The sequence below is a fragment of the Methyloversatilis discipulorum genome (assembly GCF_018780585.1).
GTDB classification, from domain to species: Bacteria; Pseudomonadota; Gammaproteobacteria; order Burkholderiales; family Rhodocyclaceae; genus Methyloversatilis; species Methyloversatilis discipulorum_B.
Genome location: NZ_JADMJL010000061.1, coordinates 49,079 through 75,750 on the forward strand (window position 1 = coordinate 49,079; position 26,672 = coordinate 75,750).

At 68.5% G+C, this 26,672-nt stretch carries 23 protein-coding genes and 3 tRNA genes; 21 read left to right on the forward strand and 5 right to left on the reverse strand.

Annotated features, from left to right (window positions below; genetic code table 11):
* Positions 1 to 77: 77 nt before the first annotated feature.
* The 6 genes from IV112_RS20175 to IV112_RS20200 all read left to right on the forward strand — a co-directional run bounded on the left by IV112_RS20175 (position 78) and on the right by IV112_RS20200 (position 6,499).
* Positions 78 to 542, forward strand: a complete 465-nt coding sequence (locus tag IV112_RS20175) for a hypothetical protein (RefSeq protein ID WP_304006755.1) — start codon at positions 78 to 80, stop codon at positions 540 to 542.
* The gene (locus IV112_RS20180; RefSeq protein ID WP_304006756.1) at positions 539 to 922 is read left to right on the forward strand and encodes a hypothetical protein; all 384 of its coding nucleotides are present in this window, start codon (positions 539 to 541) and stop codon (positions 920 to 922) included. The genes IV112_RS20175 and IV112_RS20180 overlap by 4 nt, the downstream gene beginning before the upstream one ends.
* Positions 919 to 1,533 carry a hypothetical protein gene (locus tag IV112_RS20185; protein WP_304006757.1) on the forward strand — a complete coding sequence of 205 codons (615 nt, stop codon included), beginning with the start codon at positions 919 to 921 and terminating at the stop codon, positions 1,531 to 1,533. The genes IV112_RS20180 and IV112_RS20185 overlap by 4 nt, the downstream gene beginning before the upstream one ends.
* The gene (locus IV112_RS20190; RefSeq protein ID WP_296808857.1) at positions 1,530 to 1,778 is read left to right on the forward strand and encodes a S4 domain-containing protein; all 249 of its coding nucleotides are present in this window, start codon (positions 1,530 to 1,532) and stop codon (positions 1,776 to 1,778) included. The genes IV112_RS20185 and IV112_RS20190 overlap by 4 nt, the downstream gene beginning before the upstream one ends.
* Positions 1,779 to 1,860: 82 nt before the next feature.
* Positions 1,861 to 3,582: a tetratricopeptide repeat protein gene (locus IV112_RS20195; protein ID WP_304006758.1), complete on the forward strand. Its 1,722-nt coding sequence runs from the start codon at positions 1,861 to 1,863 to the stop codon at positions 3,580 to 3,582.
* Between the two features lie 103 nt (positions 3,583 to 3,685).
* The gene (locus IV112_RS20200; protein ID WP_304006760.1) at positions 3,686 to 6,499 is read left to right on the forward strand and encodes an EAL domain-containing protein; all 2,814 of its coding nucleotides are present in this window, start codon (positions 3,686 to 3,688) and stop codon (positions 6,497 to 6,499) included.
* Between the two features lie 31 nt (positions 6,500 to 6,530).
* On the opposite strand, the gene IV112_RS20205 is transcribed toward IV112_RS20200, so the two are convergent.
* From IV112_RS20205 to IV112_RS20215, 3 genes are read right to left on the reverse strand one after another with little or no spacing between them, the layout of a single operon-like run.
* Entirely contained in the window at positions 6,531 to 7,907 is a 1,377-nt protein-coding gene (locus tag IV112_RS20205) for a sensor histidine kinase (protein ID WP_304006762.1), read from the reverse strand.
* A complete protein-coding gene (locus IV112_RS20210; protein WP_304006764.1) occupies positions 7,904 to 8,668 on the reverse strand; it encodes a fused MFS/spermidine synthase in 765 nt (254 codons plus the stop codon). The genes IV112_RS20205 and IV112_RS20210 overlap by 4 nt, the downstream gene beginning before the upstream one ends.
* A complete protein-coding gene (locus IV112_RS20215) occupies positions 8,665 to 9,342 on the reverse strand; it encodes a response regulator transcription factor (protein ID WP_341422443.1) in 678 nt (225 codons plus the stop codon). Before IV112_RS20215 ends, IV112_RS20210 begins: the two co-directional genes overlap by 4 nt.
* A 101-nt stretch (positions 9,343 to 9,443) precedes the next feature.
* Between IV112_RS20215 and IV112_RS20220 the strand changes: the two genes are divergently transcribed.
* From IV112_RS20220 to IV112_RS20240, 5 genes are read left to right on the forward strand one after another with little or no spacing between them, the layout of a single operon-like run.
* Complete coding sequence (locus tag IV112_RS20220) at positions 9,444 to 10,751, forward strand: TolC family protein (RefSeq protein ID WP_304006767.1); 1,308 nt, start codon at positions 9,444 to 9,446, stop codon at positions 10,749 to 10,751.
* Positions 10,748 to 11,809 carry an efflux RND transporter periplasmic adaptor subunit gene (locus IV112_RS20225; RefSeq protein WP_304006769.1) on the forward strand — a complete coding sequence of 354 codons (1,062 nt, stop codon included), beginning with the start codon at positions 10,748 to 10,750 and terminating at the stop codon, positions 11,807 to 11,809. The genes IV112_RS20220 and IV112_RS20225 overlap by 4 nt, the downstream gene beginning before the upstream one ends.
* Positions 11,809 to 14,856 carry an efflux RND transporter permease subunit gene (locus IV112_RS20230; protein WP_304006792.1) on the forward strand — a complete coding sequence of 1,016 codons (3,048 nt, stop codon included), beginning with the start codon at positions 11,809 to 11,811 and terminating at the stop codon, positions 14,854 to 14,856. Before IV112_RS20225 ends, IV112_RS20230 begins: the two co-directional genes overlap by 1 nt.
* 12 nt (positions 14,857 to 14,868) lie before the next feature.
* A complete protein-coding gene (locus tag IV112_RS20235) occupies positions 14,869 to 16,785 on the forward strand; it encodes an LTA synthase family protein (protein WP_304006771.1) in 1,917 nt (638 codons plus the stop codon).
* Positions 16,785 to 17,438 (forward strand): phosphatase PAP2 family protein, encoded by a 654-nt coding sequence (locus IV112_RS20240; RefSeq protein ID WP_304006773.1) that lies wholly within the window; start codon positions 16,785 to 16,787, stop codon positions 17,436 to 17,438. Before IV112_RS20235 ends, IV112_RS20240 begins: the two co-directional genes overlap by 1 nt.
* Before the next feature lie 42 nt (positions 17,439 to 17,480).
* On the opposite strand, the gene IV112_RS20245 is transcribed toward IV112_RS20240, so the two are convergent.
* Both IV112_RS20245 and IV112_RS20250 read right to left on the reverse strand, forming a co-directional pair.
* Positions 17,481 to 17,954 (reverse strand): Dps family protein, encoded by a 474-nt coding sequence (locus IV112_RS20245; protein WP_304006775.1) that lies wholly within the window; start codon positions 17,952 to 17,954, stop codon positions 17,481 to 17,483.
* 46 nt (positions 17,955 to 18,000) lie between these two features.
* Complete coding sequence (locus IV112_RS20250) at positions 18,001 to 18,927, reverse strand: hydrogen peroxide-inducible genes activator (protein WP_304006777.1); 927 nt, start codon at positions 18,925 to 18,927, stop codon at positions 18,001 to 18,003.
* 166 nt (positions 18,928 to 19,093) lie between these two features.
* On the opposite strand from IV112_RS20250, the gene IV112_RS20255 reads away from it, so the two are divergent.
* The 10 genes from IV112_RS20255 (at position 19,094) to IV112_RS20300 (ending at position 26,529) form a co-directional block, all read left to right on the forward strand.
* On the forward strand, positions 19,094 to 19,831 hold the full coding sequence (locus IV112_RS20255) for a glutathione peroxidase (protein WP_304006778.1): 738 nt from the start codon (positions 19,094 to 19,096) through the stop codon (positions 19,829 to 19,831).
* 98 nt (positions 19,832 to 19,929) lie between these two features.
* On the forward strand, positions 19,930 to 21,324 hold the full coding sequence (locus IV112_RS20260; protein WP_304006780.1) for a dihydrolipoyl dehydrogenase: 1,395 nt from the start codon (positions 19,930 to 19,932) through the stop codon (positions 21,322 to 21,324).
* Between the two features lie 95 nt (positions 21,325 to 21,419).
* Positions 21,420 to 22,730: an adenosylmethionine--8-amino-7-oxononanoate transaminase gene (gene bioA / locus IV112_RS20265; protein ID WP_304006782.1), complete on the forward strand. Its 1,311-nt coding sequence runs from the start codon at positions 21,420 to 21,422 to the stop codon at positions 22,728 to 22,730.
* The gene (bioF, locus tag IV112_RS20270; protein WP_304006784.1) at positions 22,727 to 23,881 is read left to right on the forward strand and encodes an 8-amino-7-oxononanoate synthase; all 1,155 of its coding nucleotides are present in this window, start codon (positions 22,727 to 22,729) and stop codon (positions 23,879 to 23,881) included. The genes bioA and bioF overlap by 4 nt, the downstream gene beginning before the upstream one ends.
* Complete coding sequence (locus IV112_RS20275) at positions 23,874 to 24,623, forward strand: alpha/beta fold hydrolase (RefSeq protein WP_304006786.1); 750 nt, start codon at positions 23,874 to 23,876, stop codon at positions 24,621 to 24,623. The genes bioF and IV112_RS20275 overlap by 8 nt, the downstream gene beginning before the upstream one ends.
* Complete coding sequence (gene bioC / locus IV112_RS20280) at positions 24,616 to 25,395, forward strand: malonyl-ACP O-methyltransferase BioC (RefSeq protein ID WP_304006788.1); 780 nt, start codon at positions 24,616 to 24,618, stop codon at positions 25,393 to 25,395. Before IV112_RS20275 ends, bioC begins: the two co-directional genes overlap by 8 nt.
* Before the next feature lies 1 nt (position 25,396).
* Complete coding sequence (bioD, locus tag IV112_RS20285) at positions 25,397 to 26,095, forward strand: dethiobiotin synthase (protein WP_304006790.1); 699 nt, start codon at positions 25,397 to 25,399, stop codon at positions 26,093 to 26,095.
* A gap of 66 nt (positions 26,096 to 26,161) precedes the next feature.
* A tRNA-Tyr gene (locus IV112_RS20290) sits at positions 26,162 to 26,246 on the forward strand.
* A 98-nt stretch (positions 26,247 to 26,344) separates the two neighbouring features.
* Positions 26,345 to 26,418, forward strand: a tRNA-Gly gene (locus IV112_RS20295).
* Positions 26,419 to 26,454: 36 nt separating this feature from the next.
* A tRNA-Thr gene (locus IV112_RS20300) sits at positions 26,455 to 26,529 on the forward strand.
* Positions 26,530 to 26,672: the final 143 nt, after the last annotated feature.

Below are 26,672 nucleotides of genomic sequence, written 5' to 3' on the forward strand. Positions count from 1 at the left end.
GTCCATATGGATGACTGGCCGGGAACCGATTGGGCGGCCTAAACTGCGCTCATCGCGTCGTCATCGCCGGAGCCGTCATGAACATCCGCCTGCCGATACTGCTGGTCACCGCCCTGACTGCGCTGTCCGCTGCCGTGGCCGCTGCGCCCGGCGGCATACCGGCCGACGCTCGCCACTGCGCACTGCAGGCGCCGCCGCCGGAGGCCGGCGCCTACGTCACCCCGGGCGGCTTCCTGCTCGCCTTTCCGCGCAACAGCGGCGTCGGTCGCGACTACACCGGCTGCCGCACGCTGTGGGTGGTGCAGGGACCGGACGACACGCCGCTGCTGATGCGGCTCTACTTCCGCGGCGGCCGGCTGGCGGTCGCCGAGGCGCAGGACGGCCGCGGTGGGCGCGAAGTGCGCAGGTGCGTGCTGCCCTCGACCGACCGTGCCTGCGCCGGGCTGCAGGACAACCCGCTGGTCGCGCTCGATCTGCCGACCTGGCCGCGCGTCTGCACCGAACAGCCGGATCTGCCTGCATGCGCGCAGGACCCGGAATGAGGGCTGCTGCGCTGGCCCTGGCCGCACTGGTTGCCGGCACGCCCTCGGCAGCGGGCGCGGCGGACGCCGGACGTGATGTCGACGCCTTCATCGAACGTTTCCGCGCCGCCCTGCGCGCACGCGACGCGGCGGCCATTGCCGACCTGACCCGCCTGCCCTTCCTGTACGAAGGCCGCCGCCTCGACCGCGCCGCCTTCGTGCAGGTCGTGCCCACACTGTTCGATGCGCGCCTGAGCGCTTGCCTGGCGCAGGCCCGGCCGCAGGCCGAGGGCGCTGATCGCCTGCTGTACTGCGCGCCCTACACCTTCCATCTGCGCGCCGACGCCAGCGGCCGCTGGCGACTCGACGAATTCGCCGCCGACGGCGAGGACATGCCATGAACTGGCAGCCGGTCTACGACGTATCCGGGCAGGGCGCCCCAGAGTTCCACGGCTACGTCCTGTTCGGTCTGGCGTTGCTCGCGGTGGCAGGAGGCTTCTGGCTGCGCGCGCGCCGGCGCGGCGAGAGGTCGGGTACCGCGCGCGTGCTTGCCCTTTTTGCGCTGCTGATCGCCGCGCTCGGTTACGGCGTCAATACCTGGGACCGCAACCGGCTGGTCGAACACATGATGGCCGGTCGCGTGCTGACGGTAGAAGGCCCGGTGTTCGCGCACGCGCAGTGGCGCGAGGACATCACCCATCCTGGGCAGGGCAGCACGCGCCGTTTCCAGAACTGGGAGCGTATCGTGGTCGGTGGCGTCACCTTCATCTGGTCGCCCGGGGCGCACCAGGCCGCCTTCACCAACGCGCAGACACCGCCGCTGGCGCTGCGCGACGGCCTGTGGCTGCGCGTCACCTGGGTCGAGGACGCGCCGGACGAGGCGACGCAGCGGCGGATCGTGAAACTGGAAACCGCCGATCCGCCGCCCGATGCGACCCCGTGGGGCGTGCCGGCCAAGGTGCTGCCGGACGCACCCTATCCGTCGGTGCTGGTGATGCCGGGGCAGCGATGAAGTCATTCCATCGTCGCAGCGCCCGACCGGCGCCGGAGCCCGCCGCCAAGGAAAGACCGGCGCCGGAGCGCCACGGCCGGGTGCGCATCGACGCGCTGCTGGTCGAGCGCGGGCTGGCGCCGTCGCGTGCTGCAGCGCAGCGCCTGATCGATGCCGGTGTCGTGCTGCTGGATGGACAGCCCGTCACGCGGTCTTCGCAAACCGTGGCGGCCGATTGCTGCATTGCACTTCGTACGGAGGACTGAGCGCGGTCAACTGGCGCTGCCGCTTTGCTCGCTATATATATGCGCCCGGCGTCCGCTCCGACCCGTTACCCGCACCGACATCATGAAGCCCACGCAAGCCCCCGTCCGTCAGCCCGGCCCCGGCGAACTGCAGCCGGTATTCAATCTGTACAACGCCGGTCGTCTGGCCGAGGCGGCGAACGCGGCGCGCCAGTTGCTTGCCCGCTACCCCAGCGCCGTGGTGCTACACAGCGTGCTCGGGTCGGCACTGGCCAGCCTCGGCCGGCTGGACGAGGCGGAGGCCGCTTTCGCTGCCGCGGTGAAGGCGAATCCCGGCTCGGCCGAACTGCTCAGCAACCTCGGTCTGGTGCAGCAGCAGCGCGGCCGGCTGGACGAGGCGCTCGCCACCTACACACGCGCCGTGGCGATCAAGCGCGATTTCCCCGAACTGCTCTACAACATGGGCGTCGTGCAGGACGCGCTCGGCCGTCGCGATGACGCGGCCGCCAGCTACCGCCGCGCCATCGCGCTGCAGCCGCGCTTCGCGCTGGCGCTGTTCAACCTCGGCACGGTGCTCGACCGGCAGGGCGCGCGGAGCGACGCGATCGCGACCTACCGGCGCGCGGTCGAGGCCGAGCCGGGTTTCGTCGAGGCGTGGTCGAATCTGGGCGCGGCGCTGCAGAAGGCGGGTGACGCCGAGCAGGCGGTGGCCTGTTACCAGAAGGCGCTGGACATCCAGCCGACGGCGACCGCCTGGTTCAACCTCGGTACCGCGCAGCGCGCCTATGGCCTGATGATGGATGCGGCCGAAAGCTACCGCCGCGCCATTGCGCTGGCGCCGGCCTATGCCGACGCGCACAGCAATCTCGGCGAAATCCTGCGCGACCAGGGCGACGGCGAGGGCACGCTGGCCGCCTTCCGCGCCGCGCTCGCGCTCGATGCGGAGCACGGCATGGCCAATTACAACCTCGGCCTGCTGCACCACGACCTGCACGAGTACGACAAGGCGCTGCCGTATTTCGAGTGCGCCCGCGTGCTCGACTGGCAGGACCGCGTGCTGTACTGCCTGTACAAGCTGCGCCGCAGCGACGAATTCGAGGCGCGGCTGCACGGTCTGCTCGACACCCGCCACCGCTCGCCGATGATTGCCACGCTGTCCGCCCACCACGCGCGCAACCGGCGCACTGCAGACACCTACCGCTTCTGCCCGGACCCGCTGGCGCTGGTCCATCACGGTCACCTCGACGCGCTGACCGACGCCGGTGACAGCCTGCGCGCCGATCTGCTGCGCGATATCGCGAACGCCGACATCCAGAGCCGCAAGCAGGGGCGGCTGTATTACGGCATCCAGTCCTCCGGCCACCTGTTCCGCCGCGCCGAAGCGTCGATCGCGCGGCTGGTCGGGCTGATCCGCGACGAGGTGGCGCGCTACCGCGCCACGCTGGCGGCGCACGACTGCGTCTATGCGCAGGACTTCCCGGTGCGCACCGAATTCGCCAGTTCCTGGTACGTGAAGATGAGCAAGGGCGGCCACCTGACCTCGCACATCCACGAAGAGGGCTGGCTGTCCGGCGTGCTCTACCTGGCGATGCCGTCGGACCGGCCGGCAGGCAGCACTGCCGGCGGCATCGAATTCAGCACCGACGGTGACGACTATCCGCGCGAGCACGACGATTTTCCGCGCAAGACCTTGCTGCCGGCGGTCGGCGACATCGTGCTGTTCCCGTCCTCGCTGTTCCACCGGACGATTCCGTTCGAATCGAACGAGGAACGCATCTGCATCGCGTTCGACGTGAAGCCGGCCGACGGGGAAAGCGGTCACTGAGGTGAGCGACAGGCATTCCGCCCGGTCCGTATCGTCACGGTTCGAAAGGCGGATTCTTGGCGCATTCCTGCTGGCCGTGCTGATTGTGTCCGGCATGGCGGCAATGACCTGGAAGGTTGCCGACGACGCCAATGCGGCCGCGCTGCGCGTGGCGCACACGCACGACGTGCTGAACGGCCTGGCGCGCGTGCGCGTCGAGACGCTGCAGATAGAACTCAGCACACAGAACTTCCGGCTGACCGGCGATCCGGCGCGGCTGAACGAGCGCGACCGGGCGATTGCTCGCCGCGAGATCGAGCTGGACCGCGTGCGCACGCTCACCTCCGACCATCCGGCGCAGAGCGCGCGCTGGACACAGCTGCGCGCGGTGATCGACCAGCGGCTGGGCCTCTCGCGCCGGATCGAAGCGCTGCGCAGGAACGAAGGCCAGGACGCCGCCAACGCCTTCGTGGCCGCGGCGCCGCTGCGCGAGACGCGCGAGCGCGTCGATCGCATCCTGGGCGAGATGGACAACGAGGAGCGTCGGCTCCTGGTCGACCGGAACGTCGCGCAGAAGCACTCGAGCGACCTGCTGGTCGGTGCCGGCGGGGCCGTGCTGATACTGATGCTTGCGCTGCTCGGCGCCACCTACGGGCTGATACGGCGACAGCTGAGTGCGAGCGAAGGGCATCTGCGCACGGTCATCAGCCGTGTGCCGGCGCTGATCGCCTATGTCGATGCGCAGCAGCGCTATGTGTATGTGAACCGCCACTACAGAGAGCGCTTTGCGCCTCATCACCCCGACATCGCCGGTCGCTCGGTGCGCGAGGTGCTCGGCGAGACGCGCTACGCGATCGCCGCGCCGCTGATCGAGAAAGTCCTGAAGGGCGAGCCGCAGAACTACGACTGGGAACCCTTTCCGGGCGTCTGGCAGGTGATCAACTACATGCCGCGGCAGGACGAACGCGGCGAGGTGACCGGCTACTACGTGCTGGGCGCTGACATCACCGAGCGCAAGCGCGCCGAGGAAAGGATACGTCTGCTCAACGGCGAACTCGAGCAGCGCGTGCGCGAGCTGGAACAGGTGAGCCGTGCCCTGCGCACGCTCAGCGCGGGCAATCGCGCGATGCTGCGCGCCACCGGCGAGCGCGAACTGCTGGACAGCATGTGTCGCGCGCTGGTTGAAATCGGCGCCTACCCGATGGCGGTAGTCTGGTTGCGCGACGCTGCCGGTAACTATGTTCCGACCGCCCAGTGCGGCCATCCGGACGGCATCGACGGACTGCGCGCATGGGCGGCCGCCAACGCGCCAGCGCGGCGCGCGGCGATGGACGCCATCGTCGCCGACGGGCAGATGCGTTTCGTCAGCGGCACCGAGCCGGCTGGTGACGACGCGCTGCCACCGCTGCCGGCTCCCGTGCCCGGCGGGGTGGTCGCCTGCCCGCTGCGGGTGGGGGGCAGCGGCATCGGTCTGCTGACCGTTCATCGGGCGGCCAGCGAAGGTTTCGGCGACGAGGAAATGGCGCTCATCGGCGAGTCGGCCGACGATCTGGCCTACGGTGTATCCACGCTGCGAACGCACGCCGAACAGGCGCGCACGCGGGAAGCCATGTACCGGCTGACCCAGTACGACCTGCTCACCGGTCTGCCCAACCAGACCCTGTTCAGCGACACGCTGGCGGCCGAGCTGCGCAGCTGCCGTCAGCACGAACGCCCGTTCGCGCTGCTGCAGATGAATATCGAGCGGCTCAGCGAAATCAACGACGCGCTCGGATTCACCCAGGGCGACCAGATCCTGTGCGAATTCGGCGGCCGGCTCAGTCGTGCGACGCCGGACGGTGTCTTCGTCGCACGACTGCGCGGCGACGAATTCGCGCTGCTGTTGCCGGACAGCGACCGTGCCGCGGCGCTGTCGATGGCGCGTCGCTTGCGCGAGGTGCTGTCGCAGCCCTTCCAGCTGGTCGAGTTGCCGATCGATGTATCGACGCGGACCGGCATCGCGCTGTATCCGGATCACGGATCGACGCCGCACGACCTTTACCGGCACATGGACATCGCCGTGCGTCAGGCGAAGAGGCAGGGCGTCGACTGCGTCGTGTTCGATCCGGCACTGTACCCCGCGCCTTCGCACCGCCTGAACATGGCCGGTGATCTGCGACGCGCGATCGAGGCGGATGACCTGCGGCTGTACTTGCAGCCCAAGGTCGACATGCGCAGCGGCATCGTCTGCGGTGCCGAAGCGCTGGTGCGCTGGCAGCACGCGACGCGTGGCCTGATTCCGCCGTCCGAGTTCATCGAACTGGCCGAGCACACCGGCCTGATCCGGCCGCTCGCCGAGTGGATGATCGCGCGCGTGCTGCGCCTGAACCGGCAGTGGGACGACGCGGGGCGCGCGCTGCCCATCGCGGTGAATCTGTCGGCGCGCAATCTGCGCGACGAGGATCTGGTGGACAAGATCCGCCAGATGCTCGCGCACTGGGGCACCGCGAGCGGACTGCTGGAGATCGAGATCACCGAGAGCGCCGTGATGGAGGACGCGGACTTCGCGCTGCGCGTGCTGCACGGTTTGCGCGCAGAGGGCATACGGCTCTACATCGACGACTTCGGAACCGGTTACTCCTCGCTCAGCTATCTGCAGAAGCTGCCGGTCGGCTGCATCAAGATCGACCAGTCATTCGTGCGCGCGATGGCGGTCAGCAGCGACTCCGCAGCCATCGTCCGTTCGACGATAGACCTCGTGCATGACCTCGGACGCAAGGTGGTGGCCGAGGGCGTCGAGACGCAGCAGCACTGGGACGCGCTGTGCGCGCTCGGCTGCGATGTCGCGCAGGGCTATCTCATTGCCCGGCCGATGCCGGCAGAAGACTTCCCGGTGTGGCTGGACCGCTACCGGCCAATGCGCGCCAGCGATCCGGCGGACGAGCACGGGACGTCCTGAGTTCCGGCCGCGCGACGTCTGCTGTGGCCGTTCAGTGCGGGCCGGCTGGTCTGGCCGGCAAGCGCAGCGTGACGGCGAGGCCGGGCGCGGCGTCGTCAAGTGCAATGGTGCCGCGGTGCAGGGCGACCACCGACTGCACCAGGCTCAGGCCAAGGCCGAGGCCGGGCGTGTCGCGGGCACTTTCCAGCCGGTACAGGCGCTCGAACACGCGCTCGCGCTCGGCGGCCGGAATGCCCGGCCCTTCGTCGCGCACGCACAGCCGCCAGTCGTCGCCGTCACGCGTCAGCGACAGTTCGACCGTGCCGCCGTGCGGGCTGTACTTGATGGCGTTGTCGATCAGGTTGAGCACGGTCTGGAACAGCAGGTCGCGGTGGCCCGTGCAGGCAGCGCCTTCCGGCGCGCTGACGACGAGGCGCAGGCCGCGCTCCTCGGCCAGCGGCTCCATCAGTTCGATGGCGTCGCGCACCAGGCGGCCGACATCCAGTTCGCTGAATTCGCCGCGCAGCAGGCCGGAATCGACGCGCGCGATGCGCAGCAGCGACTGGAAAGTGGACAGCACCTGGTCGACGTCGGCCAGATTGCGCTCCAGCCAGTCCGGCAGTTCGTCCGCCGTGGGCGGATGGCTCAATGCCGCCTCGATGCGCGCACGGTGACGGGTGAGCGGCGAGCGCAGATCGTGCGCGATGTTGTCGGTGGCGCCGCGCACGGTGGCGATCAGCCGCGCGATGCGGTCGAGCATGCCGTTCAGCGTCTGCGCCAGGCGGTCGAATTCATCCGCGCCGTCGCCGCTGCGCAGCGGCACCCGGTGCTGCAGATCGCCGTCCATGATCTGCTGCGCGGCGCGCCGTATCGTTTCGACCGGCCGCAGTGCGGCACGGGTGATCAGGTAGCCGCCACCCAGCGAGGCGAGCAACATCAGGCCGAAGCTCACCAGCGCGGCGCGGCGGATGTCGCTGCGCACCTGTTCGACCTCGTATTCGTCGAAGCCGACGAGCAGCCGGCTGCCGTCCGGCAGGCGCACCCAGCGGGCGACGATTTCGGTCTGCCCGCGGTGGAGCAGGCTGGGCAGGCGCAAGGGCAGGCTCTCGCGGCCGGCGCTGTCCGGCCAGCGGTTCAGATTGCCGATCAGCAGGTTGCCGGCTGCGTCCTCCAGCCGGTAGACGCGGTCGTGATTGGCCGAGCGCACGTCCAGCCGCTGGCGGATCAGGCCGCTGATGCCGCGCACGCCATCGACCCGGAACTCGGCGGTGAGGATGTCCAGCTCTGCTTCGACACTTTCCTCGACGTGGCCCAGCATGTACTGCCCGGCTAGCCAGGTCACCAGCATCAGCAGCAGGCCGAAGCCGGCGGCGAGCAGGGCGCTGTTGGCCAGCGTCAGCCGGGCGCTGGTACTCAGGCGCAGGCTCATTGCTCGCTGTCGGCCAGTGCGCGCCGCCGGCCGTCGATCAGTGCGCGTGCGATGCCGGGCAGGGCGATGCCCAGTCGCGCTTCGAGTGCGCGGGCACGCTGCGCCAGCTTCATTTCCGACAGCCGGAAGGCGCTGCCGCGGGCGGCGAACACGATGCGGTTGTCGCCATCGGTGGTGTCGACGACGCTGACCGAGCGGGCGAAGCTGGACGCCACGCGCTCGACCCAGGCGCTGTTCAGCGCATCGCCAGCGTACATGTTGATGACCAGCACGCCGCCGTCGCGCAGCGCGGCGTGGCAGTCGTCGTAGAAGCGCTGCGTGGTCAGCGCCGCCGGCATGCCACCGATGTCGAAGCCATCCACCCACAGCAGGTCGAAGGCGCGGTCGTGCGCCGCAACCCACTCGGCGCCGTCGGCGCAGGTGACGGTCAACCTGTCGTCGTCCGGCGGGATGTGGAAGCGATCGCGCAGCGCGATCACTGCCGGCGAGATCTCGGCCACCGTCATGCGCGCCTGCGGCAAGTGGCGGTGGCAGGTCTTGACCAGCGAACCGCCGCCGAGACCGACCATGCCGATGTGGCCGGGGTCAGGCACGAACAGCAGCGACGCCATCATCAGGCGCGAGTATTCGAGCACCAGCCGCTCCGGCGCTGCGGCGTCCATCGTGCTCTGTACCGCCAGTTCGCTGAAGGCCAGCGTGAGCTGGCCGTCCTGTTCGACCAGATAGGGCTGGCCGGCGTCGACCTCGTCGCGTCCGCTCATGAGGGGGCGCGCAGGCAATAGCCGCTGCCGCGCAGCGTGTGGATCAGCGGTGGCCAGGGCGGGCGATCCACCTTCGCGCGCAGGCGCGAAATGTGGACGTCGATGACGTTGGTCTGCGGGTCGAAGTGGTAGTCCCACACGCCTTCGAGCAGCATGGTGCGGGTGACCACCTGGCTGGCGTGGCGCATCAGGAATTCGAGCACGCGGTATTCCTGCGGTTTGAGCGCGATCTCCTCGCCGCCGCGCCGCACCGTGTGCGTCATGCGGTCGAGTTCGAGGTCGGCCACGCGCAGTACCGATTCGGCGACAGGCATCAGGCCACGCCGGGTGATCACCTCCAGCCGCGCCTGCAGTTCGGACATCGCGAACGGTTTCACCAGATAGTCGTCACCGCCAGCACGCAGGCCGCGTATGCGTTCGTCGACCTGGCTCAGCGCGCTCAGGATGAGCACCGGCACGCGCGAGCCGGTGGCACGCAGCGCGGCCAGCATCGAAAGACCATCCATCTGCGGCATCAGGCGGTCGAGCACGATGGCGTCGTACTGCTCGCCGGTGGCCAGGAACAGCCCCTCGCGGCCGTTCGGCGCGTGGTCGACCGCGTGGCCGGCTTCGCGCAGGCCGCGGCAGATGAATCCGGCGATTTCGCTGTCGTCCTCGACGACCAGGATGCGCATGTCGGTGGAAACTGGAGTAAGGGTCTGCACGCGCCCGCCGGGCGCGAATCCGGACGCCATTCTGCCTGCACGCCGTGTGGCCGCAACATGAACAGACGTTCATGTTGCGTTCACCCTGCGGCAAGCCGCCCGAGCGCAAGCTTGCCGACTGTCCGTATCCGTCGATTGCGTCCATGCGCTCCGTCCTTCTGTTCTCCTGTGTGCTGCTGTGCCCGCCGGCATGGGCGCAGTCGCTGACCGCGCACGCCGATGAGCACGAGCAGCCGGTGCTGCGCGACAGTGCGCTGACGCTGTCGCGTGCGCTCGATCTGGCGACCGGTCGCGCACCTGGCAGCGCGCTGCCGCAGGCGCGCATGAATGAGTCACGCGCGCTCGCCGCCCGCGCCGACAGCGTGCTGTCCGGCCCGCCGGCGGTGCAGATGCGCTACCAGACCGACCGACTGCCCGGTCACACCGGACTGCGCGAACTCGAAGCCGGGCTGGAGCTGCCCTTGTGGCGGTCCGGCCAGCGCGACGCGTTGCGGCGCGAGGCCGACGCCGGGCGGCTGCAGTCGGAGGAGGAATTGCGCGCCTACCGCTGGCGCGTGGCGGGTGATCTGCGCGAGCAGCTGTGGCGCGTGCTGCAGGCCGAAGCCGAAGTGAGTCTGGCCGATGCCGACGTCGATCTTTACCGCGCGCTGGAGGATGACGTGGCGCGGCGCATCCGCGCCGGCGACGCGGCGCCGGTGGAAAAGCTGTCGGCCGAAACGGCCCGCCGCGAACGCGATGCCGTGCTGTACGAGGCGCAGGTCGAGCTGGCGCACAGCCTGTTCGGCTGGACCGCGCTGACCGGGCAGAAGGCGCTGCCGCAGCAGGTGCGCGAAGCGGTGGCGACACAGGCAACGGGCTATCCGCCGGTGCTGATGGCGCAGGCCCACGTCGAGCGGGCGCGCAGTGCGCTCGGCACGCTGCAGGCGCAGGGCAGTGGCGCCCCGCGCCTGCTGGTCGGCGTGCGCTCGGAAACGGCGGCCGACATGCCCACCACCGACAGCGTCGGCGCGACGATTTCCATCCCCTTCGGTGGCGAGGCCCACCGCAGCGCTGCGCTGTCGCCGGCGCAGATCGAACTGGCACGCGCCGAGGACGAGCTGGCGTTCGCCCGCCGCAATGCCGAACTTGCGCTGCACGAGGCCGAACACGAACTGCACGCGCGCGAACAGGCGCGCACGCTGGCGCTCGGCCAGAAGGAGGTCGCCGAGCGTGAGGTCGAACTGGGGCGCCGCGCCTACCGCCTCGGCGAAACATCGCTGGCCGAGCGCCTGCTGGTCGAGGCGCGCGCAGCCAGCGCACGCCGCGCCGCGGCGCTGGCCGAAATCGCCTGGTCGCGCGCCGTCGCGCGCTACAACCACAGTCTGGGAATACTGCCTTGAAACCCTTTGCTGCCTTACTTCTGCTCGGCCTTTTCACCGCTTCGGCGCAGGCCGCCGACATCGTGCTCGCACCGACCCAGATGCAGCGTCTCGGCGTGCGCGAAGCGCTGCCGGTCGAGGCAAAGAGTGCGCTGGCCGCGCCGTGGTCTGCGCGCGTGGTCGCTTCGCCCGATGCCGAGTGGGTGGCGACCGCACCGTCCGGCGGCGTGGTCGTGCGGGTACCGGTGGCCGAAGGCCAGCAGGTGACGGCCGGCGCTGTGCTGGCGGAGCTGCGCAGCGCCGACCTGCCGGACATGGGCGCGTCGCTGTCGCAGGCGCGCACCGCGGCCGAACTGGCGCGCGGCAACCGCGAGCGCGACCGCGCGCTGCATGCCGAAGGGCTGATCGCCGAGCGCCGCGTGCGCGAGTCGGAGGCGGCAGCGGCGCAGGCCGACGCCGCGCTGGCCGCCGCACAGTCGCGCTTGCGCCTGATGGGGGTGTCGGCGGCCGACGCTTCGGCCGGCCGCATCCAGGTGCGCGCCACGGCCGCTGCGACCGTGCTCGAACGGATGGCGCTGCCCGGTCAGCGCGTGAACGAGGCGGACCCGCTGCTGCGCCTGGCCGATGCGAACAGGCTCATGCTGGAACTGAACCTGCCGGTCGCTCAGGCGGCGTCGGTGCGCGAGGGCGACCTGATCGAGGTCGACGGAAGCGCCGGCAGGGCGCGGGTGACGCAGATAGGCTGGGGCGCGTCGGACGCCACGCAGACCGTGCGCATCCGCGCCGAACTGCCACCGACGAAGAACGGACTGCGGCCCGGCCAGTGGGTCAAGGTACGTCGCAGCGCGACGGCAGCCGCCGCCTGGTCGGTGCCGGCGGGCGCGCTGCTTCATCACGACGGCAGGAGCTGGGTGTTCATGCGCACCGCGCAGGGTTTCCGTGCAGTCGAGGTGCAGGTGCTGTCGCAGGACAGCGCGCAGGCCACCGTCAGCGGCGCGCTCGACGCGAAGGCCCCGGTCGCGGTCAGCGGGGTGGCGGCGATCAAGGCGGTGTGGCTGGGCCACGGCGGAGCCGAATGATGCTCGACGCCCTGACCCGCAGCGCGCTCGCGCGCCCGCTGCTGACCGTGCTGGCGGCGCTGCTGCTGATCGCCGCCGGCCTCAATGCGGCGATGAACCTGCCGATCGACGCCTTCCCCGACGTGTCGGCACCGCAGGTGAAGATCATCGTCAAGCTGCCCGGCATGACGCCGGAAGAGATGGAAACGCGCGTCACCACGCCGATCGAGATCGAAATGCTGGGCCTGCCGAAGCAGACCATGCTGCGCTCGACCAGCAAGTACGGCCTCACCGACGTCACCATCGATTTCGAGGACGGCACGGATATCTATTGGGCACGCAACCAGGTGAGCGAGCGGCTGAACGGCATCATGGCCGACCTGCCGCCGGGCCTGACCGGCGGGCTGGCGCCGATCACCACGCCGCTGGGCGAAATGTTCATGTTCACGGTCGAAGGCGATCTGCCGATCGCCGAGCGGCGCGCGCTGCTCGACTGGGTGATCCGTCCGGCGCTGCGTACGGTGCGCGGCGTGGCCGACGTGAACGTGCTGGGCGGCCTGGCCAGCGCCTACGAAGTGGTGCCGGACGCCGCCCGCATGGCCGCCACCGGCATCACGTTGGACGAGCTGCGGTCCACGCTGGAGCGTTTCAACCGCAACGACGGTGCAGGCCGCATCAACGAAGGCGAGGAAACGCTGCTGGTGCGCGTGCAGGGCCGCCTCACCTCGCTCGACGATATCGGCCGTCTGGTCGTGCACGCGACGCCAACCGCTCAGGTGCGGGTGGCCGACGTTGCCGAGGTGAAGCTGGGCGCGCTCACCCGCATGGGCGGCGTCACCCACAACGGCGAGGGCGAGACGGTGCAGGGCCTGGTGCTCGGCCTGCGCGGCGCCGACGCGCAGCAGGTGGTGGCCGGCGTGCGTGCCCGGCTGGAGGAAGTGCAGGCGGCGCTGCCTGCCGGTGTGAAGGTGGTGCCCTTCTACGACCGCGGCGAACTGGTGTCGAGCGCCGTCGGCACGGTGTCGAAGGCGCTGCTGGAAGCGGTGGTGCTGGTCGGCGTGATGCTCTACCTCTTCCTCGGCAATCTGCGCGCCGCGCTGGCCGTGGCCGTGGTGCTGCCGCTGTCGGCGCTGTGGACCTTCCTGCTGATGCGCCAGTTCGGCCTGTCGGCCAACCTGATGAGCCTGGGGGGACTGTCGATTGCCATCGGCCTGCTGGTCGACGCTGCCGTGGTGGTGGTCGAGAACGTGGTCGCCCATCTGCACGAGCCGGGCGCCGACCAGCGTCCGCGGCAGCAGGTGGTGCTGGACGCGGTGCGCGAGGTGGCGGTGCCGACCACTGCCGGCATCGTCATCATCGCGCTGGTGTTCGTGCCGCTGCTGAGCCTGCAGGGGCTGGAGGGCAAGCTGTTCGCGCCGGTGGCGCTGACCATCGTGTTTGCGCTGGCCGGTTCGCTGCTGCTGTCGCTGACCGTCATACCGCTGCTGGCGCGGCTCACCTTGAGTGCGAAGTCGCACGCCGATCCCTGGCTGCCGCGCACGCTCGCCCGGCTTTACGCACCGTTGCTGAAGAAGGCGCTCGCCGCACCGGCGGTGGTGGGCGGCATTGCCGGGCTGCTCGGCGTCGTCGCCGTAGTGCTGTACATGGGGCTGGGCAAGACCTTCATGCCGACGATGGACGAGGGCAGCCTCATCGTGCAACTGGAGAAACTGCCGTCCATCAGTCTCGATGCGTCGCTGGCGATCGATACCCAGTTCCAGCGCGCGCTGAAGGAGCGGGTGCCGGAGGCGCTGCAGGTGGTGGCGCGTGCCGGCTCGGACGAGATCGGTCTCGATCCGATGGGCTTGAACCAGACGGATACCTTCATCAGCCTGCCGCCGGGCGTCGACAAGCCGGCGATCATCCATCGCATCCGCGAACTGCTGAACGAGTTTCCGGGCGTGGCCTACGCCTTCACGCAGCCGATCGAAATGCGGGTGTCGGAGATGATTCTCGGTGTGCGCGGTGATCTGGCGATCCGCATCTTCGGCCCGGATCTCGACGTGCTGAACCGCAAGGCGGAGGAGATTGCCGAAGTGCTGCGCGCGACACCGGGTGCCGAGGACGTCTTCTTCGTGCGCAACGAAGGCGTGCAGTACCTGCGCGTCGTGCCTGACAACGACGCGCTGGCGCGTGCCGGACTGGACATCGACACGCTGGCGGCGAGCCTGCGTGCGCAGATCGAGGGCGAGCGGGTCGGCCTGATCCAGCAGCAGGAGCGGCGCATTCCGCTGCTGGTGCGCGCCAGCGGCAGTACGGCGGCGGCCAACGAACTGGCGCAGATGCCGGTGGCGCTGCCGGGCAGTGGGCGTATCGCGCTCGGACAGCTCGCGCGCTTCGAGCGCGTCGGCGGGCCGGTGCAGATCAACCGCCAGCTGGGCAGCCGCAACATGGTGGTGATCGCCAACGTCGGCGGGCGCGATCTGGTCGGCTTCGTCGAGGACGCTCGCGCGCAGGTGCTGCAGAAGGTCGAGCTGCCGCCGGGCTACCGGCTGACCTGGGGTGGCGAGTTCGAGAACCAGCAGCGCGCGGCGCAGCGGCTGGCACTGGTGGTGCCGGCGGCGCTGGTGCTCATCTTCCTCATCCTCTACAGCACCTTCGATTCGCTGCGCCAGGCTGCGCTGGTGATGGCCAACGTGCCGTTCGCGATGATAGGCGGCGTGTTCGCGCTGGCGCTGTCCGGCGAATACCTGTCGGTGCCGGCGTCGGTCGGTTTCATCGCGCTGCTCGGCATCGCGGTGCTCAATGGCGTGGTGCTGGTGAGCTATTTCAACCAGTTGCGCGCGACCGGCCTGTCGATGCTGGACACCGTGGTGCACGGTGCGCAGCGCCGGCTGCGGCCGGTGCTGCTGACGGCGTCAATGGCGGCCCTCGGTCTGGTGCCGCTGCTGTTCGCGACCGGGCCCGGTTCGGAAATCCAGCGGCCGCTTGCAATCGTTGTCATTGGCGGCCTGGTTTCTTGTACTGCGTTAACACTGCTGCTGCTGCCCATCCTGTACAAGCGGTTCGGCGAGCGATCCGCCGCCTGATGATTTCATTCCATGACTGAATTCCTTGCGCCACAGCGGCGCGCGCTGCCCTTCCTGCTGGTACTTGCGCTGACGGCGCTGTCAGTCTGGACGCTGCTGCGGCTGGGCCTCTGGCTGTACGCCGACGCCGGCAGCGCCGCAGTGCACGTGTTCGGGCGCGGCCTGTGGTTCGACGCGGCGACGCTGGCCTGGATGCTGGCGCCGCTGCTCGCGATCTCGGCCCTGCTGCCGGCGCGGCTGCGCGCCAGCCGGCTCATGGGCGGAGTGCGCTGGGGCGCACTCTGGCTGGCGGTGGCGCTGCTGCTGTTCGGTGCGGTCGCCGAGGTGGTGTTCTGGGACGAGTTCTCGACCCGCTTCAACTTCATCGCGGTTGACTATCTGCTGTACACCCAGGAAGTGATCGGCAACATCGTCGAGTCCTATCCGGTCGGTGCGCTGGTCGGCGGCATCGTGTCGCTGTCGGCCCTGCTCGTGATCGTGCTGCGACGGCGACTGTCGTTCGCGGTCTCCGCGCGCCCCTGGCGCGTGCGCGTCGCCATGCTGGCGGCGGCCGTGCTGCTGCCGACGGCGGCGCAGCTGGCGACGATCGAGCAAATGGAAGGCAGCGGCGACGCCTACGCTGACGAACTGGCCGGCAACGGCCTCTTCTCGCTGGCGGCGGCGATGCGTCGCAACGAACTGGATTACGCGCGCTGGTACGCGACGCTGCCGCAGGAAGAGGCGGACGAGGTGCTGCGTACGCTGCATGTCGAGCGCCTGCCGCTGAGCGCCGAGGACAGCCCGAGCGCGATGGATGATCCGCCGCACGACAAGTCGCCCTTCACCCGCCGGCCGCGCAATGTGGTGCTGGTGACCATCGAGAGCCTGTCGGCGGAGTACGTCGGTGCCTATGGATCGAAGGACGGCCTGACGCCTGAACTGGACCGCATCGCCGCCGAAGGACTGCGCTTTGCCAACGTGTATGCCACCGGTACGCGCACCGTGCGCGGTCTGGAGGCGCTGTCGCTCGGCACGCCGCCGGTGCCCGGTCAGGCCATCGTCCGACGGACGAACAACAACAACCTGTCGACAGTCGGGGAAATCCTCGCGCCGCAGGGTGTGGTGCCGATGTTCATCTACGGTGGCTACGGCTACTTCGACAATATGAACAGCTATTTCCGCGGCAATGACTACCTCATCGTCGACCGCACGGACTTCCCGAAGGACAGCATCGTGTTCGAGAACGTGTGGGGCGTGGCGGACGAGTCGCTGTACGCCAACGCGCTGATCGCGATGAACCGCAAGGCGGCCGAGGGCAAGCCCTTCTTCGCGCAGATCATGACCACGTCGAACCACCGGCCCTACACCTACCCGGACGGGCGCATCGACATTCCGTCGCCGGGCGGCCGGCACGGTGCGGTGAAATACACCGACTGGGCGATCGGCCAGTTCATCCGCGAGGCGAAGAAGCAGCCGTGGTTCGCCGACACGCTGTTCGTGTTCGTCGCCGACCACTGCGCGTCGGTGGCCGGCAGGACGCGCCTGCCGGTGGCGAAGTACCGCATTCCGCTGATCTTCTACGCGCCGGACATGCTGCCGCCGGGCGAATTCACCGACCGTCTGAGCCAGATCGACCTGGCGCCGACACTGCTCGAAGTGATGGGCAAGAACGGCGACGACCACTTCTTCGGTCGCGCCTTCTTCGAGGAACACGTGCAGCTGGATCGCGTGTTCATCTCCAACTACCAGGACCTGGGCTATCTGCGCGGCGACCTGCTCACCGTGCTGTCGCCGCAGCGCATGGTGAGGGCGTACCGCGTCGACCCCGCAACACTGGAATCGACGACGACCGAGCCGGACCCGCAGCGCGTGAAGGAGGCGATCGCCTATTACCAGACCGCCGCCGCGGCCTTCAAGCAGGGGCGCCTGCAGATGCCTGCCGCGCAGTGATGCGGCGGCACGCCGACCTGCTCGCCGTGGCGGTGCTGTCGGCGCTGCTGGCGCTCTGGTGCAACCGCTGGAGCGACGGCGATCTGATCACCGCCACGTGGTTCTTCGACGCCGTGGCCGGCGGCTTTCCGCTGCGCAGGCACTGGCTGCTGTCGGGTGTGCTGCACGACGGCCTCAAATGGCTGGCGGTGCTGGTCTGGTTGGGCCTGTTGGCGGGCTGGTGCGTGTTGCGCGTGCGCGGCACTGCGGCAGTGCTGCGCGCCCGCTTGGCCTTCTTGCTCGTCGCCTCGCTGCTGGCGGTGATCGCAGTGAATCTGGCACGGGCGCAGTCGTCCCACAGCTGCCCCTGGTATGTCGCCGACTTCGGTGGCTCGGGGCAGTTCTTTCGCCTGCTGGATCCACGACCTGAAGAAGCTGGACCGGGCAAGTGCCTGCCCAGCGGCCACGCCGCCACGGCCTTCATGTGGCTGGCGCTGCTGCCGTTGCTGGCGGGCGGGTGGCGCCGGCTGGCGCTGACCGGTGTACTGCTGCTGGGAGGGCTGGCCGGCACGGTGCAGGTGGCCCGCGGCGCGCATTTTCCATCGCACATCCTGCTCAGCGCGGCGCTGTGCGCGCTGGTGGTGTGGATCTGCGCAATGCTGGCGCGCAAATGAAAACCGGCCCTCTCGGGCCGGCGTGTGCTGCTGTGCGGTAGATCAGCCTTCGAGCAGGCTGCGCAGCATCCACGCATTCTTTTCGTGGATCTGCATGCGCTGCGTCAGCAGGTCGGCGGTCGGTTCATCGTGTGCCTCGTCCACCACCGCGAAAATGCTGCGCGCGGTGCGGACGACGGCTTCCTGGCCGGCCACCAGCTGGCGGATCATGTCGTTGGCCGACGGCACGCCTTCCGGCTCCTTGATTGACGTGAGCCTGGCGTAAGCGGAGTAGGTGCCCGGTGCCGGGTAGCCCAGCGCGCGGATGCGCTCTGCCACCAGATCGACGGCCAGCGCCAGTTCGGTGTACTGACCTTCGAACATCAGGTGCAGCGTGTTGAACATCGGGCCGGTCACGTTCCAGTGGAAGTTGTGCGTGGTCAGGTAGAGGGTGTAGGTGTCGGCCAGCAGGCGCGACAGGCCGTCGGCGATGGCGCGACGCTGGTCTTCAGGAATGCCGATGTTGATCGTGCTCATTTTGATGCTCCCTTCGTTGATGCTGACGCGGATGTGAGTGCAGCCTTCAGGCGGCAGTTCCGTCCAGTGGCCCCGGAGCGGATTGCGGCGCCTGCCCGGCGATCAGTTCCGCCAGCCGTGAAAAACACTCCTGGCGGGCATTCGAACTGCGTGCGACCAGTGCGATGGTACGGCGCGGACGCGGTTCGGAGAAGCGGTGCGCGACAAGATTCATGTGACCGAGCAGGCCGGAGCGCAGCGTCATGTCAGGCAGCAGCGCCATGCCGAGCCCGCCCTCGACCATCTGCGCCAGTGTGAACAGGCTGGTCGCCTCCATGCCGGTCACCCGCGGTTCGTCAAGCCGGCATCCACCCAGCGTATGGCCGCGCAGGCAATGGCCTTCTTCCAGCAGCAGCAGCGCCTCCGGGTCCAGCTTGCCGATGTCGCGCGGCATGTCGGCCTCACGGCCGGCTGGCGCGATCAGCAGCAGTTCCTCGTCGAACAGCGGCTGTACCTGCAGGTTGCCGGTGTCGTAGGGCAGCGCGATCAGCGCGAAGTCAATTTGGCCGGCGGCGAGCCGCGACAGCAGGTTGCGGGTCAGGTCCTCGCGCAGTGCCACCTTGAGTTCAGGGTAGCGCGTGCGCACCGCGGGCAGCACGGCGGGCAGCAGGAAGGGCGCAATGGTCGGGATGACGCCGAGCTTGAGCAGGCCGCTCATCGGCCGCTCGGCGTTGCGTGCCCACTCGGTGAGATCCTCCGCTTCGGCCAGCAGCCGGCGCGCACGCTCGACGACCTCGGTGCCGACCGGCGTCATCATGACCGAATGCCGCTCGCGCTCGACCAGCAGCGAGCCGAGCGTCGCCTCGAGTTCCTTGATGCCGGCCGACAGCGTGGACTGGGTGACGAAACAGGATTCCGCCGCCTGCGTGAAGTTCAGCTTGTCGGATACGGCGATCAGGTAGCGCAACTGGCGCAGCGAAGGCAGGGCGGACATCGTCGTGCTCCGGATTATTGATCGGATTATACGATCAATACGATCAAATCAATCAATTGGACCGAATGCTGGCGCGTGTCCAGAATGCGTCCTGTCGATGTGCAGCGCCGCAAGCGGTGTGTGGCATCACCCTTTTGAATCCCGTCCATCACTCAAGGAGATGAACATGAGTCTGCAGAACCACGAAGGCAAGCGCGTCCCCAACGTCACGTTCCGCGTTCGCGAAAACAACGAGTGGAAGAACGTCACCACCGACGATCTGTTCAAGGGCAAGACCGTGGTGGTGTTTTCTCTGCCCGGCGCATTCACGCCCACCTGCTCGTCGACCCATCTGCCGCGCTACAACGAACTGGCGCCGGCGTTCAAGGCAAACGGCGTCGACGACATCCTGTGCGTGTCGGTCAATGACACCTTCGTCATGAACGAGTGGGCCAAGGACCAGGAATCCGACAATGTGACCCTGGTTCCCGACGGCAACGGTGAATTCACCGAAGGTATGGGCATGCTGGTCGACAAGGCCGACCTCGGTTTCGGCAAGCGCAGCTGGCGCTATTCGATGCTGGTGAAGGACGGCGTGGTGAGCAAGATGTTCATCGAGCCGCAGGAACCGGGTGACCCGTTCAAGGTGTCCGATGCGGACACGATGCTGAACTACATCAACCCGAACGCGAAGAAGCCGGATCAGGTGGCCATTCTGACCCGCGAGGGCTGCGGCTTCTGCGCCAAGGCCAAGGCCTTGCTGGCGGAGAAGGGCTACCACTACGCCGAGATCAACCTGCCGCATACCGAGCGTTCGCGTGCCCTGGGTGCCATCGTCGGCGCGAAGACCGTGCCGCAGGTGTTCATCAACGGACAGCATATCGGCGGTTGGGAAGATCTGGAGAAGTGGGCGTCGGCGAAGTAAGCGGCGTCCGATGAACGTACGGCGGGGCGACCCGCCGTGCGATCAGGCTTGCGCACCGCAGGGTGCGCAGCCCTGATCGTCCGACCAGGGAGACTGAAATGAAGGAAATGATCGTGGATGTTGCGGTGATCGGTGCCGGTACGGCCGGTCTTGCCGCCTATCGCGCCGCCATCGCCGGCGGCAAGTCGGCCGTCATCATCGAGGGCGGCCCTTACGGCACCACCTGCGCCCGCGTCGGCTGCATGCCGAGCAAGCTGCTGATCGCCGCGGCGGAAGCCGCGCACGTGACCGAGAAGTGGGATGCCTTCGGCATCCGCCTCGAGGGCACGGTGCGCATCGACGGCCGCGCCGTGATGGAGCGCGTGCGCAGCGAACGCGACCGCTTCGTCGGCTTCGTGGTGCGCGGTGTCGATAGCATTCCGGCCGAGCACAAGCTGCGCGGCTACGCGAAATTCATCGACGACCGCAGCCTGCAGGTCGATGAGCACACGGTGGTCACCTTCGGCCGCGCTGTCATCGCGACCGGATCGTCGCCTGCAGTGCCGCCGATGCTGAAGCCGGCCGGCAAGCGCCTCATCGTAAACGACGACGTGTTCGACTGGACCGAGCTGCCGGAATCGGTGGCGGTGTTCGGCCCCGGCGTGATCGGCCTCGAGATCGGCCAGGCGCTGCACCGCCTCGGCGTGCGCGTCGAGGTATTCGGCCGCGGTCATTTCGTCGGCCCGTTCTCCGACCCGGCGCTGAAGGCCTACGCGACGAACGCCTTTGCCGAGGAGTTTCCGCTGCACGCCGACGCGAAGGTGGTGTCGGTCGAGGAGCGACCGGACGGCGTGCGCATCGTGCAGGAACTGCAGGATGACCGCGTGGTGACCAAGGACTTCGAGTGGGTGATTGCCGCCACCGGTCGTACGCCCAATGTGAAGAATCTTGGCCTCGAGAACACGTCGGTGACGCTTGCCGCCAACGGCGTGCCGGAGTTCGACCGCACGACGATGCAGTGCGGCAGCACGCACATCTTCATCGCCGGTGACGCCAACAACGACCTGCCTCTGCTGCATGAAGCGGCCGACGAGGGGCGGATCGCTGGCGAGAACGCGGCCCGCTTTCCCGCGGTGCAGCCGGGTCTGCGCCGTGAGCCGATCGCGGTCGTGTTCTCCGACCCGCAGTTGGCGACCGTGGGCAAGCGCTACGTTGATCTCGCACCGGACAGCTTCGTCACCGGCGAGGTGTCGTTCGAGGACCAGGGGCGTTCGCGCGTCATGCTGCGCAACAAGGGCCTGCTGCACGTGTATGCGGACAAGGCCAGCGGTCGCCTGATCGGCTGCGAAATGATGGGTCCGGACGTCGAGCACCTGGCTCACCTGCTGGCCTGGGCCATGCAGTCCGGCATGACGGTGCAGCGCGCGCTTGAAATGCCCTTCTATCACCCGGTGGTGGAAGAGGGGCTGCGCACCGCGCTGCGCGACGCGGCGGCGAAGCTCAGCGCAGCGTGATTCCGCCGCCCGCCCGGACGAGGTGCCGGGCGGGCGGTTAGAATACCGGCCTCGTTGCCTCTGCCGTTGGGCGGGGGCGCTGCCGGTGTCGTCACGTGTCCGCCTCAGATTCCCTCGTTTCCCGCAGTCTCGCCGCCGTCTGGCACCCCTGCACGCAGATGCAGTGGCACGCCGATCAGTCGCTGCCGCTGCTCGCCGTCAGCCGCGCGCAGGGGCCGTGGCTGTACGCGCCGGATGGCCGTCGCTACCTCGACGGCATCAGTTCCTGGTGGACCAATCTGTTCGGCCACAGCCATCCGCACATCGTGCAGGCGCTGCGTGACCAGCTCGACACGCTGGACCACGTGATGCTCGCCGGCTTCACGCACGAACCGGTGGTGGCGCTGTCGGAAAAGCTGTCGGCCCTGACCGGCGGTCGCCTCGGCCACGCCTTCTACGCGTCGGACGGCGCATCGGCGACGGAGATCGCGCTGAAGATGTCGCTGCATTACTGGCGCAATAGCGGGCGGCCGGAAAAGAACGAGTTCATCTGCTTCGCCGGCAGCTACCACGGCGAAACGGTCGGCGCGCTGGCGGTCACCGACGTGCCGCTGTTCCGCGACGCCTATGCGCCCATGGTGCGCGGCGCGCACGTGCTGCCCAGCCCGGCGTCGAGCGCACCACTGCACGCGCTCGACGCGCTGACCGTATTCCTCGAAGCGCATCACGCGCGGATCGCCGCGCTGATCATCGAACCGCGGGTGCAGTGCGCCGGCGGTTTCGCGATGCACGACGCCGGCTGGCTCAGTGCCGCACGTGCGTTGTGCGACGTCTATGAAGTCCACCTGATCGCCGACGAGATCGCGGTCGGCTGCGGTCGCACCGGCACCTTCTTCGCGAGCGAGCAGTCGCTGGATGCCAACGGCGAAGGCTGGCCCGATTTCATCTGCCTGTCCAAAGGTATCACCGGTGGCACGCTGCCGCTGTCACTGGTGCTGAGCAAGCCCTTCGTGTTCGACGCCTTTCTCGACGACACGATGGCGCGCGGCTTCCTGCATTCGCATTCCTACACCGGCAATCCGCTCGCCTGCCGCGCCGCGCTGGCGACACTGGAACTGTTCGAACAGCTCGACGTGCTCGAACGCAACAAGGCCTGGGCGCAGACTTTCAGCGAGGCGCTGGCACCGCTTGCGGCGCATCCGGCCGCCCGCGATTTCCGCCAGGCCGGCATGATCTGGGCGCTCGACGTCGATACGCCGCACGCCGATTTCAGCCGCCGTTTCCATCGCGAGGCGCTGGCGCGCGAACTGCTGCTGAGACCGATAGGCAATACGCTGTACTTCATGCCGCCCTACGTGCTCGATGAAGCGCAGAGCGCGTTGCTTGCGCAAGGGGCGCTGGCTGCGCTGGACGCCGCCCTCGCATGAGCGCGACCGACTTTCGCGCCCGCCTCGAAGCACTGGCGGCGGACGATCTGCTGCGTACCCGCCTGGTGCTGGATGCGCCCTGTGGCCCGGAGGCGATGGTCGATGGTCGGCGTCTGGTTTCCTTCGCCGGCAACGACTACCTCGGGCTGGCCAACCATCCTGAGATCGTCGACGCCTTCCGCGCCGGCGCTGCCCGCTGGGGTGTCGGCGCCGGCGCGTCGCACCTGGTCAGCGGCCACCAGAGACCGCATGAGGAACTGGAGACCGCGCTGGCACGGTTCACCGGAATGCCGCGCGCGCTCTATTTCTCGACCGGCTACATGGCCAACCTCGCGGTGCTGCCCGCACTCGCCGGGCGCGGCGACACGGTGATCGCGGACCGGCTGAACCACGCCTCGCTGGTCGACGCCGCCTTGCTGTCGCGCGCCACGGTGCGTCGCTATCCGCATGGCGAAGTCGCCGCGGTTGCGCGCGCGCTCGACGCCGCAGACGGACGCAAGGTCGTCGTGACCGACGGCGTTTTCAGCATGGATGGCGACATCGCGCCGCTGCCCGAACTGCTGGCCCTGTGCGAGCGCCACGACGCATTGCTGGTGGTCGACGACGCGCACGGTTTCGGCGTGCTCGGCGCGCAGGGGCGTGGCGTGCTGTCGCATTTCGGCATCGCGTCGCCGCGCCTGATCTACGTCGGTACGCTGGGCAAGGCGGCCGGTGTGGCCGGCGCCTTCGTCGCAGGCGACGCGGACGCGATCGAATGGCTGATGCAGACCGGCCGCAGCTACCGCTACACCACTGCAGCGCCCGCGGCGACCGCCTGTGCGGTGCTGGCGAGCCTGCGCCTGATCGAGGCGTGTGACGAGCGGCGGACGCGTCTGGCGGCACACCGCCTGCGCATGCGACAGACGCTCGCCGCATGCAGATGGTCGTTGATGCCGTCCGACACGGCAATCCAGCCGGTGCGGGTGGGCGGCAATTCCGAGGTGCTGGCGCTGTCGGCGCGGCTGCGCGAGCGCGGCCTGTGGGTGCCCGCCATCCGGCCGCCCACTGTGCCCGCCGGCAGCGCCCGCTTGCGTGTCTCGCTCAGCGCGGCGCACGAGGCCGCACACATCGACGGGCTGTGCGCTGCGCTGAACGAGGCCGGCCATGAATGAGGTGCTGGCCGCCCGTCACTACGGCGCGCAGGGGCCGCGCGTCGCACTGGTGCACGGCTGGGGCTGGGACGGCCGCCTGCTGTCGCCGTTGGCGCAGGCGCTGGGCGCACAGTGCCGTGTCGTCCAGCCCGATCTGCCCGGCTACGGATTGAACGTCGGCCAGCGCTGCGACGGTTTCGACGACTGTGTCGATCAGCTCGTACAGGCGGTGCCCGACGCCGAGGTGCTGGTCGGCTGGTCGCTGGGCGGCTTGCTGGCCATCGCCTGGGCGGCTCGGATGCCGGTGCGCCGACTGCTCCTCGTGGGCGCTTCGCCGCGCTTCATGCAGGCCGTCGACTGGCCATATGGCATGACCGACGAGCGCTTCGACGCCTTTGCGTATGGCCTGGAGCAAGACCCGCGGCGCACCCGCACTCGCTTTGCCGCGCTGGCCGCGCTCGGCGACAGCGACGCGCGCGGTGCGCGAGGCGCGATGGCAGCGTTGATGGACGACGTGCCACCGACCGCTCCGGCTCTGCGTCAGGGACTGGATTGGCTGCGCGAGCGGGATCTCCGGGACACCTTGCGTTCGCTTCCAATACCCCTGAGCTGCCTGCATGGCGAGCAGGACCACGTGGTCGATATGCGCGCAGCGGCCAAAGAGGACGCGGCGCGCTGGATGCCGGTGCCGGGTGCGGCGCATCTGCCCTGGCGGCACGGCGACCTCTCCGATCTGTGTGCGTGGGTGTGCGCCGATGACTGAGCGCACCGCGATACGGGCCTCGTTCTCGCGAGCGGCGACGCGCTATGCCGCGGCGGCCGGGCTGCAGCGTGTGGTGTGCGACCGCCTGCTCGAGCTGCTGCCGGACAGAGCCGCCCGGCTGGTGCTCGATCTCGGTTGCGGGACCGGTTTCGCGTCAACCGGCTTGCATGGGCGCTTTCCCGAGGCGATGCATTGCGCGGTCGATTTCTCGTTGGGCATGTTGCATGCCCATGAACGAAGTCACGGAGTGATGCGCGTCTGCGCCGATGCGCACCGCCTGCCGCTTGCCTCGACGAGCGCGGATATCGTGTTCTCCAGCCTGATGCTGCAGTGGTGCGATCTGCCGGTTGCGCTGGCCGAGTGTCGGCGCGTCCTCAGGGAGGGCGGCCATATGTGCTTCAGCACCGTTCTCCACGGCACACTCGCCGAGATCGATGACGCATTCGCCGGTCTGGATGCGTATCGTCACACGGTGTCATTCCCTGCGCCCGAGGCGCTGACCGCCGCACTGACCGGCAGCGGCTTCGCGGTGGACCTGATGCGCCGCGAAACGTATGTCGAGTACTTTGCCGATGCGCGCGCACTGCTGCAGTCGAATCGCGACATCGGCGCGTCGCACGTGCCGGACGGTGCGCGCCGTGCTCTGCTCGGCCGCGCAGCACTGCGGCAGGTGTGTAACCGTTTGGAGGCGCGGCGTGAAGCGCGTGGCGTGCCGCTGACCTATCAACTGGCCTGGGTGGTCGCTCGAGCGTCCTCAGGAGACCGGAGCTGACATGAGCGTGGAAAAGCTGCATTTCGTCATTGGCACGGACACCGGTGTCGGCAAAACGCTGGTGTCCTGCGCGTTGATCGAGGCGCTGCGGGCAAACGGCGTGAACGCGGTCGGCATGAAACCGGTCGCGTCGGGGGCATCGCCGGACGCCTCCGGCCGCCTCGCGAACGAGGACGCCGACGCGCTGGCGCAGGCCAGCGGGCTCGACCAGCCGACGGCGCTGACCAATCCCTATCTGTTCGAAGCGCCGCTGGCGCCGCATGTGGCCGCGCAACGCGAGGGGCGATCGATCGACCGGGCTGTGGTGCTGGACGCCTTGGCTGCGCTGCGCGCAGAGGCTGATCACGTCATCGTAGAAGGGGTTGGTGGGTTCATCGTGCCGTTGGGTGACGACTGGACGACCGCGGATCTGGCGGTCGACATCGGGGCGCCGCTGATTCTGGTGGTCGGGCTCAGGCTTGGCTGCATCAACCACGCGCTGCTGACGGCCGAGGCGGCGCGCGCGCGCGGGCTGACGCTGGCCGGCTGGGTCGCGAACTGCCAGCCCGAGGGCATGCTGGAGCAGGAGGCGACGATTTCCGCGCTGAAAAGTCGCCTCAACGCGCCAATTCTTGGCATAATCCCGCGGCTGTCCGGCGCCGATGCAAAAACTGCATCGCGCCTGCTCGACATCCAGCCGCTGCTGGCCTTCCCCGGATGAATTTTTTGTTCCGGGGTTTGACAGCGCGAGAAACCCTCACCATAATCGCGGGTTTCGCTGGTCGCCGGAGGGGTTCCCGAGCGGTCAAAGGGATCAGACTGTAAATCTGACGGCTCTGCCTTCGAAGGTTCGAATCCTTCCCCCTCCACCACAACCCTTGAGCAAGCGGGGTTCGGGTAAGACGGCGAGAAATTTGCAGCAAACATCGCGAGTGCATGTCGCTGCGATGGAGTGGTAGGGAGCGGTTTGGCGGGAGTAGTTCAATGGTAGAACCTTAGCCTTCCAAGCTAATGACGCGGGTTCGATTCCCGTCTCCCGCTCCACGGCTCGGGCGTGTGTCCGGGCAAAGGTGTTTCAGTGCCCATGTAGCTCAGTGGCAGAGCACTCCCTTGGTAAGGGAGAGGTCGGCAGTTCAATCCTGCCCATGGGCACCAAAATTTTTTGCGTGCGGCATCCTGGTGACAACTGAGGATGTCAGTCGATGTTTGACGCAGATCTCTATCAAGCAACCAGGGTGATCGAAAATGGCAAAGGGAAAGTTTGAGCGCACCAAGCCGCACGTGAACGTGGGCACGAT

Excerpts from the sequence above, each read along its gene's own strand:
- IV112_RS20245 (WP_304006775.1), bottom strand. The coding sequence starts at position 17,954 with ATGAGCACGATCAACATCGGCATTCCTGAAGACCAGCGTCGCGCCATC.
- bioD (WP_304006790.1), top strand. The coding sequence starts at position 25,397 with ATGAGCGTGGAAAAGCTGCATTTCGTCATTGGCACGGACACCGGTGTC.
- bioC (WP_304006788.1), top strand. The coding sequence starts at position 24,616 with ATGACTGAGCGCACCGCGATACGGGCCTCGTTCTCGCGAGCGGCGACG.
- IV112_RS20235 (WP_304006771.1), top strand. The coding sequence starts at position 14,869 with ATGACTGAATTCCTTGCGCCACAGCGGCGCGCGCTGCCCTTCCTGCTG.
- IV112_RS20260 (WP_304006780.1), top strand. The coding sequence starts at position 19,930 with ATGAAGGAAATGATCGTGGATGTTGCGGTGATCGGTGCCGGTACGGCC.
- IV112_RS20240 (WP_304006773.1), top strand. The coding sequence starts at position 16,785 with ATGCGGCGGCACGCCGACCTGCTCGCCGTGGCGGTGCTGTCGGCGCTG.
- IV112_RS20205 (WP_304006762.1), bottom strand. The coding sequence starts at position 7,907 with ATGAGCCTGCGCCTGAGTACCAGCGCCCGGCTGACGCTGGCCAACAGC.
- IV112_RS20185 (WP_304006757.1), top strand. The coding sequence starts at position 919 with ATGAACTGGCAGCCGGTCTACGACGTATCCGGGCAGGGCGCCCCAGAG.
- IV112_RS20195 (WP_304006758.1), top strand. The coding sequence starts at position 1,861 with ATGAAGCCCACGCAAGCCCCCGTCCGTCAGCCCGGCCCCGGCGAACTG.
- IV112_RS20250 (WP_304006777.1), bottom strand. The coding sequence starts at position 18,927 with ATGTCCGCCCTGCCTTCGCTGCGCCAGTTGCGCTACCTGATCGCCGTA.
- IV112_RS20230 (WP_304006792.1), top strand. The coding sequence starts at position 11,809 with ATGCTCGACGCCCTGACCCGCAGCGCGCTCGCGCGCCCGCTGCTGACC.
- IV112_RS20255 (WP_304006778.1), top strand. The coding sequence starts at position 19,094 with ATGAGTCTGCAGAACCACGAAGGCAAGCGCGTCCCCAACGTCACGTTC.
- IV112_RS20220 (WP_304006767.1), top strand. The coding sequence starts at position 9,444 with ATGTTGCGTTCACCCTGCGGCAAGCCGCCCGAGCGCAAGCTTGCCGAC.
- IV112_RS20210 (WP_304006764.1), bottom strand. The coding sequence starts at position 8,668 with ATGAGCGGACGCGACGAGGTCGACGCCGGCCAGCCCTATCTGGTCGAA.
- IV112_RS20275 (WP_304006786.1), top strand. The coding sequence starts at position 23,874 with ATGAATGAGGTGCTGGCCGCCCGTCACTACGGCGCGCAGGGGCCGCGC.
- IV112_RS20180 (WP_304006756.1), top strand. The coding sequence starts at position 539 with ATGAGGGCTGCTGCGCTGGCCCTGGCCGCACTGGTTGCCGGCACGCCC.
- IV112_RS20175 (WP_304006755.1), top strand. The coding sequence starts at position 78 with ATGAACATCCGCCTGCCGATACTGCTGGTCACCGCCCTGACTGCGCTG.
- IV112_RS20215 (WP_341422443.1), bottom strand. The coding sequence starts at position 9,342 with ATGCGCATCCTGGTCGTCGAGGACGACAGCGAAATCGCCGGATTCATC.
- bioF (WP_304006784.1), top strand. The coding sequence starts at position 22,727 with ATGAGCGCGACCGACTTTCGCGCCCGCCTCGAAGCACTGGCGGCGGAC.
- IV112_RS20190 (WP_296808857.1), top strand. The coding sequence starts at position 1,530 with ATGAAGTCATTCCATCGTCGCAGCGCCCGACCGGCGCCGGAGCCCGCC.
- IV112_RS20200 (WP_304006760.1), top strand. The coding sequence starts at position 3,686 with ATGACCTGGAAGGTTGCCGACGACGCCAATGCGGCCGCGCTGCGCGTG.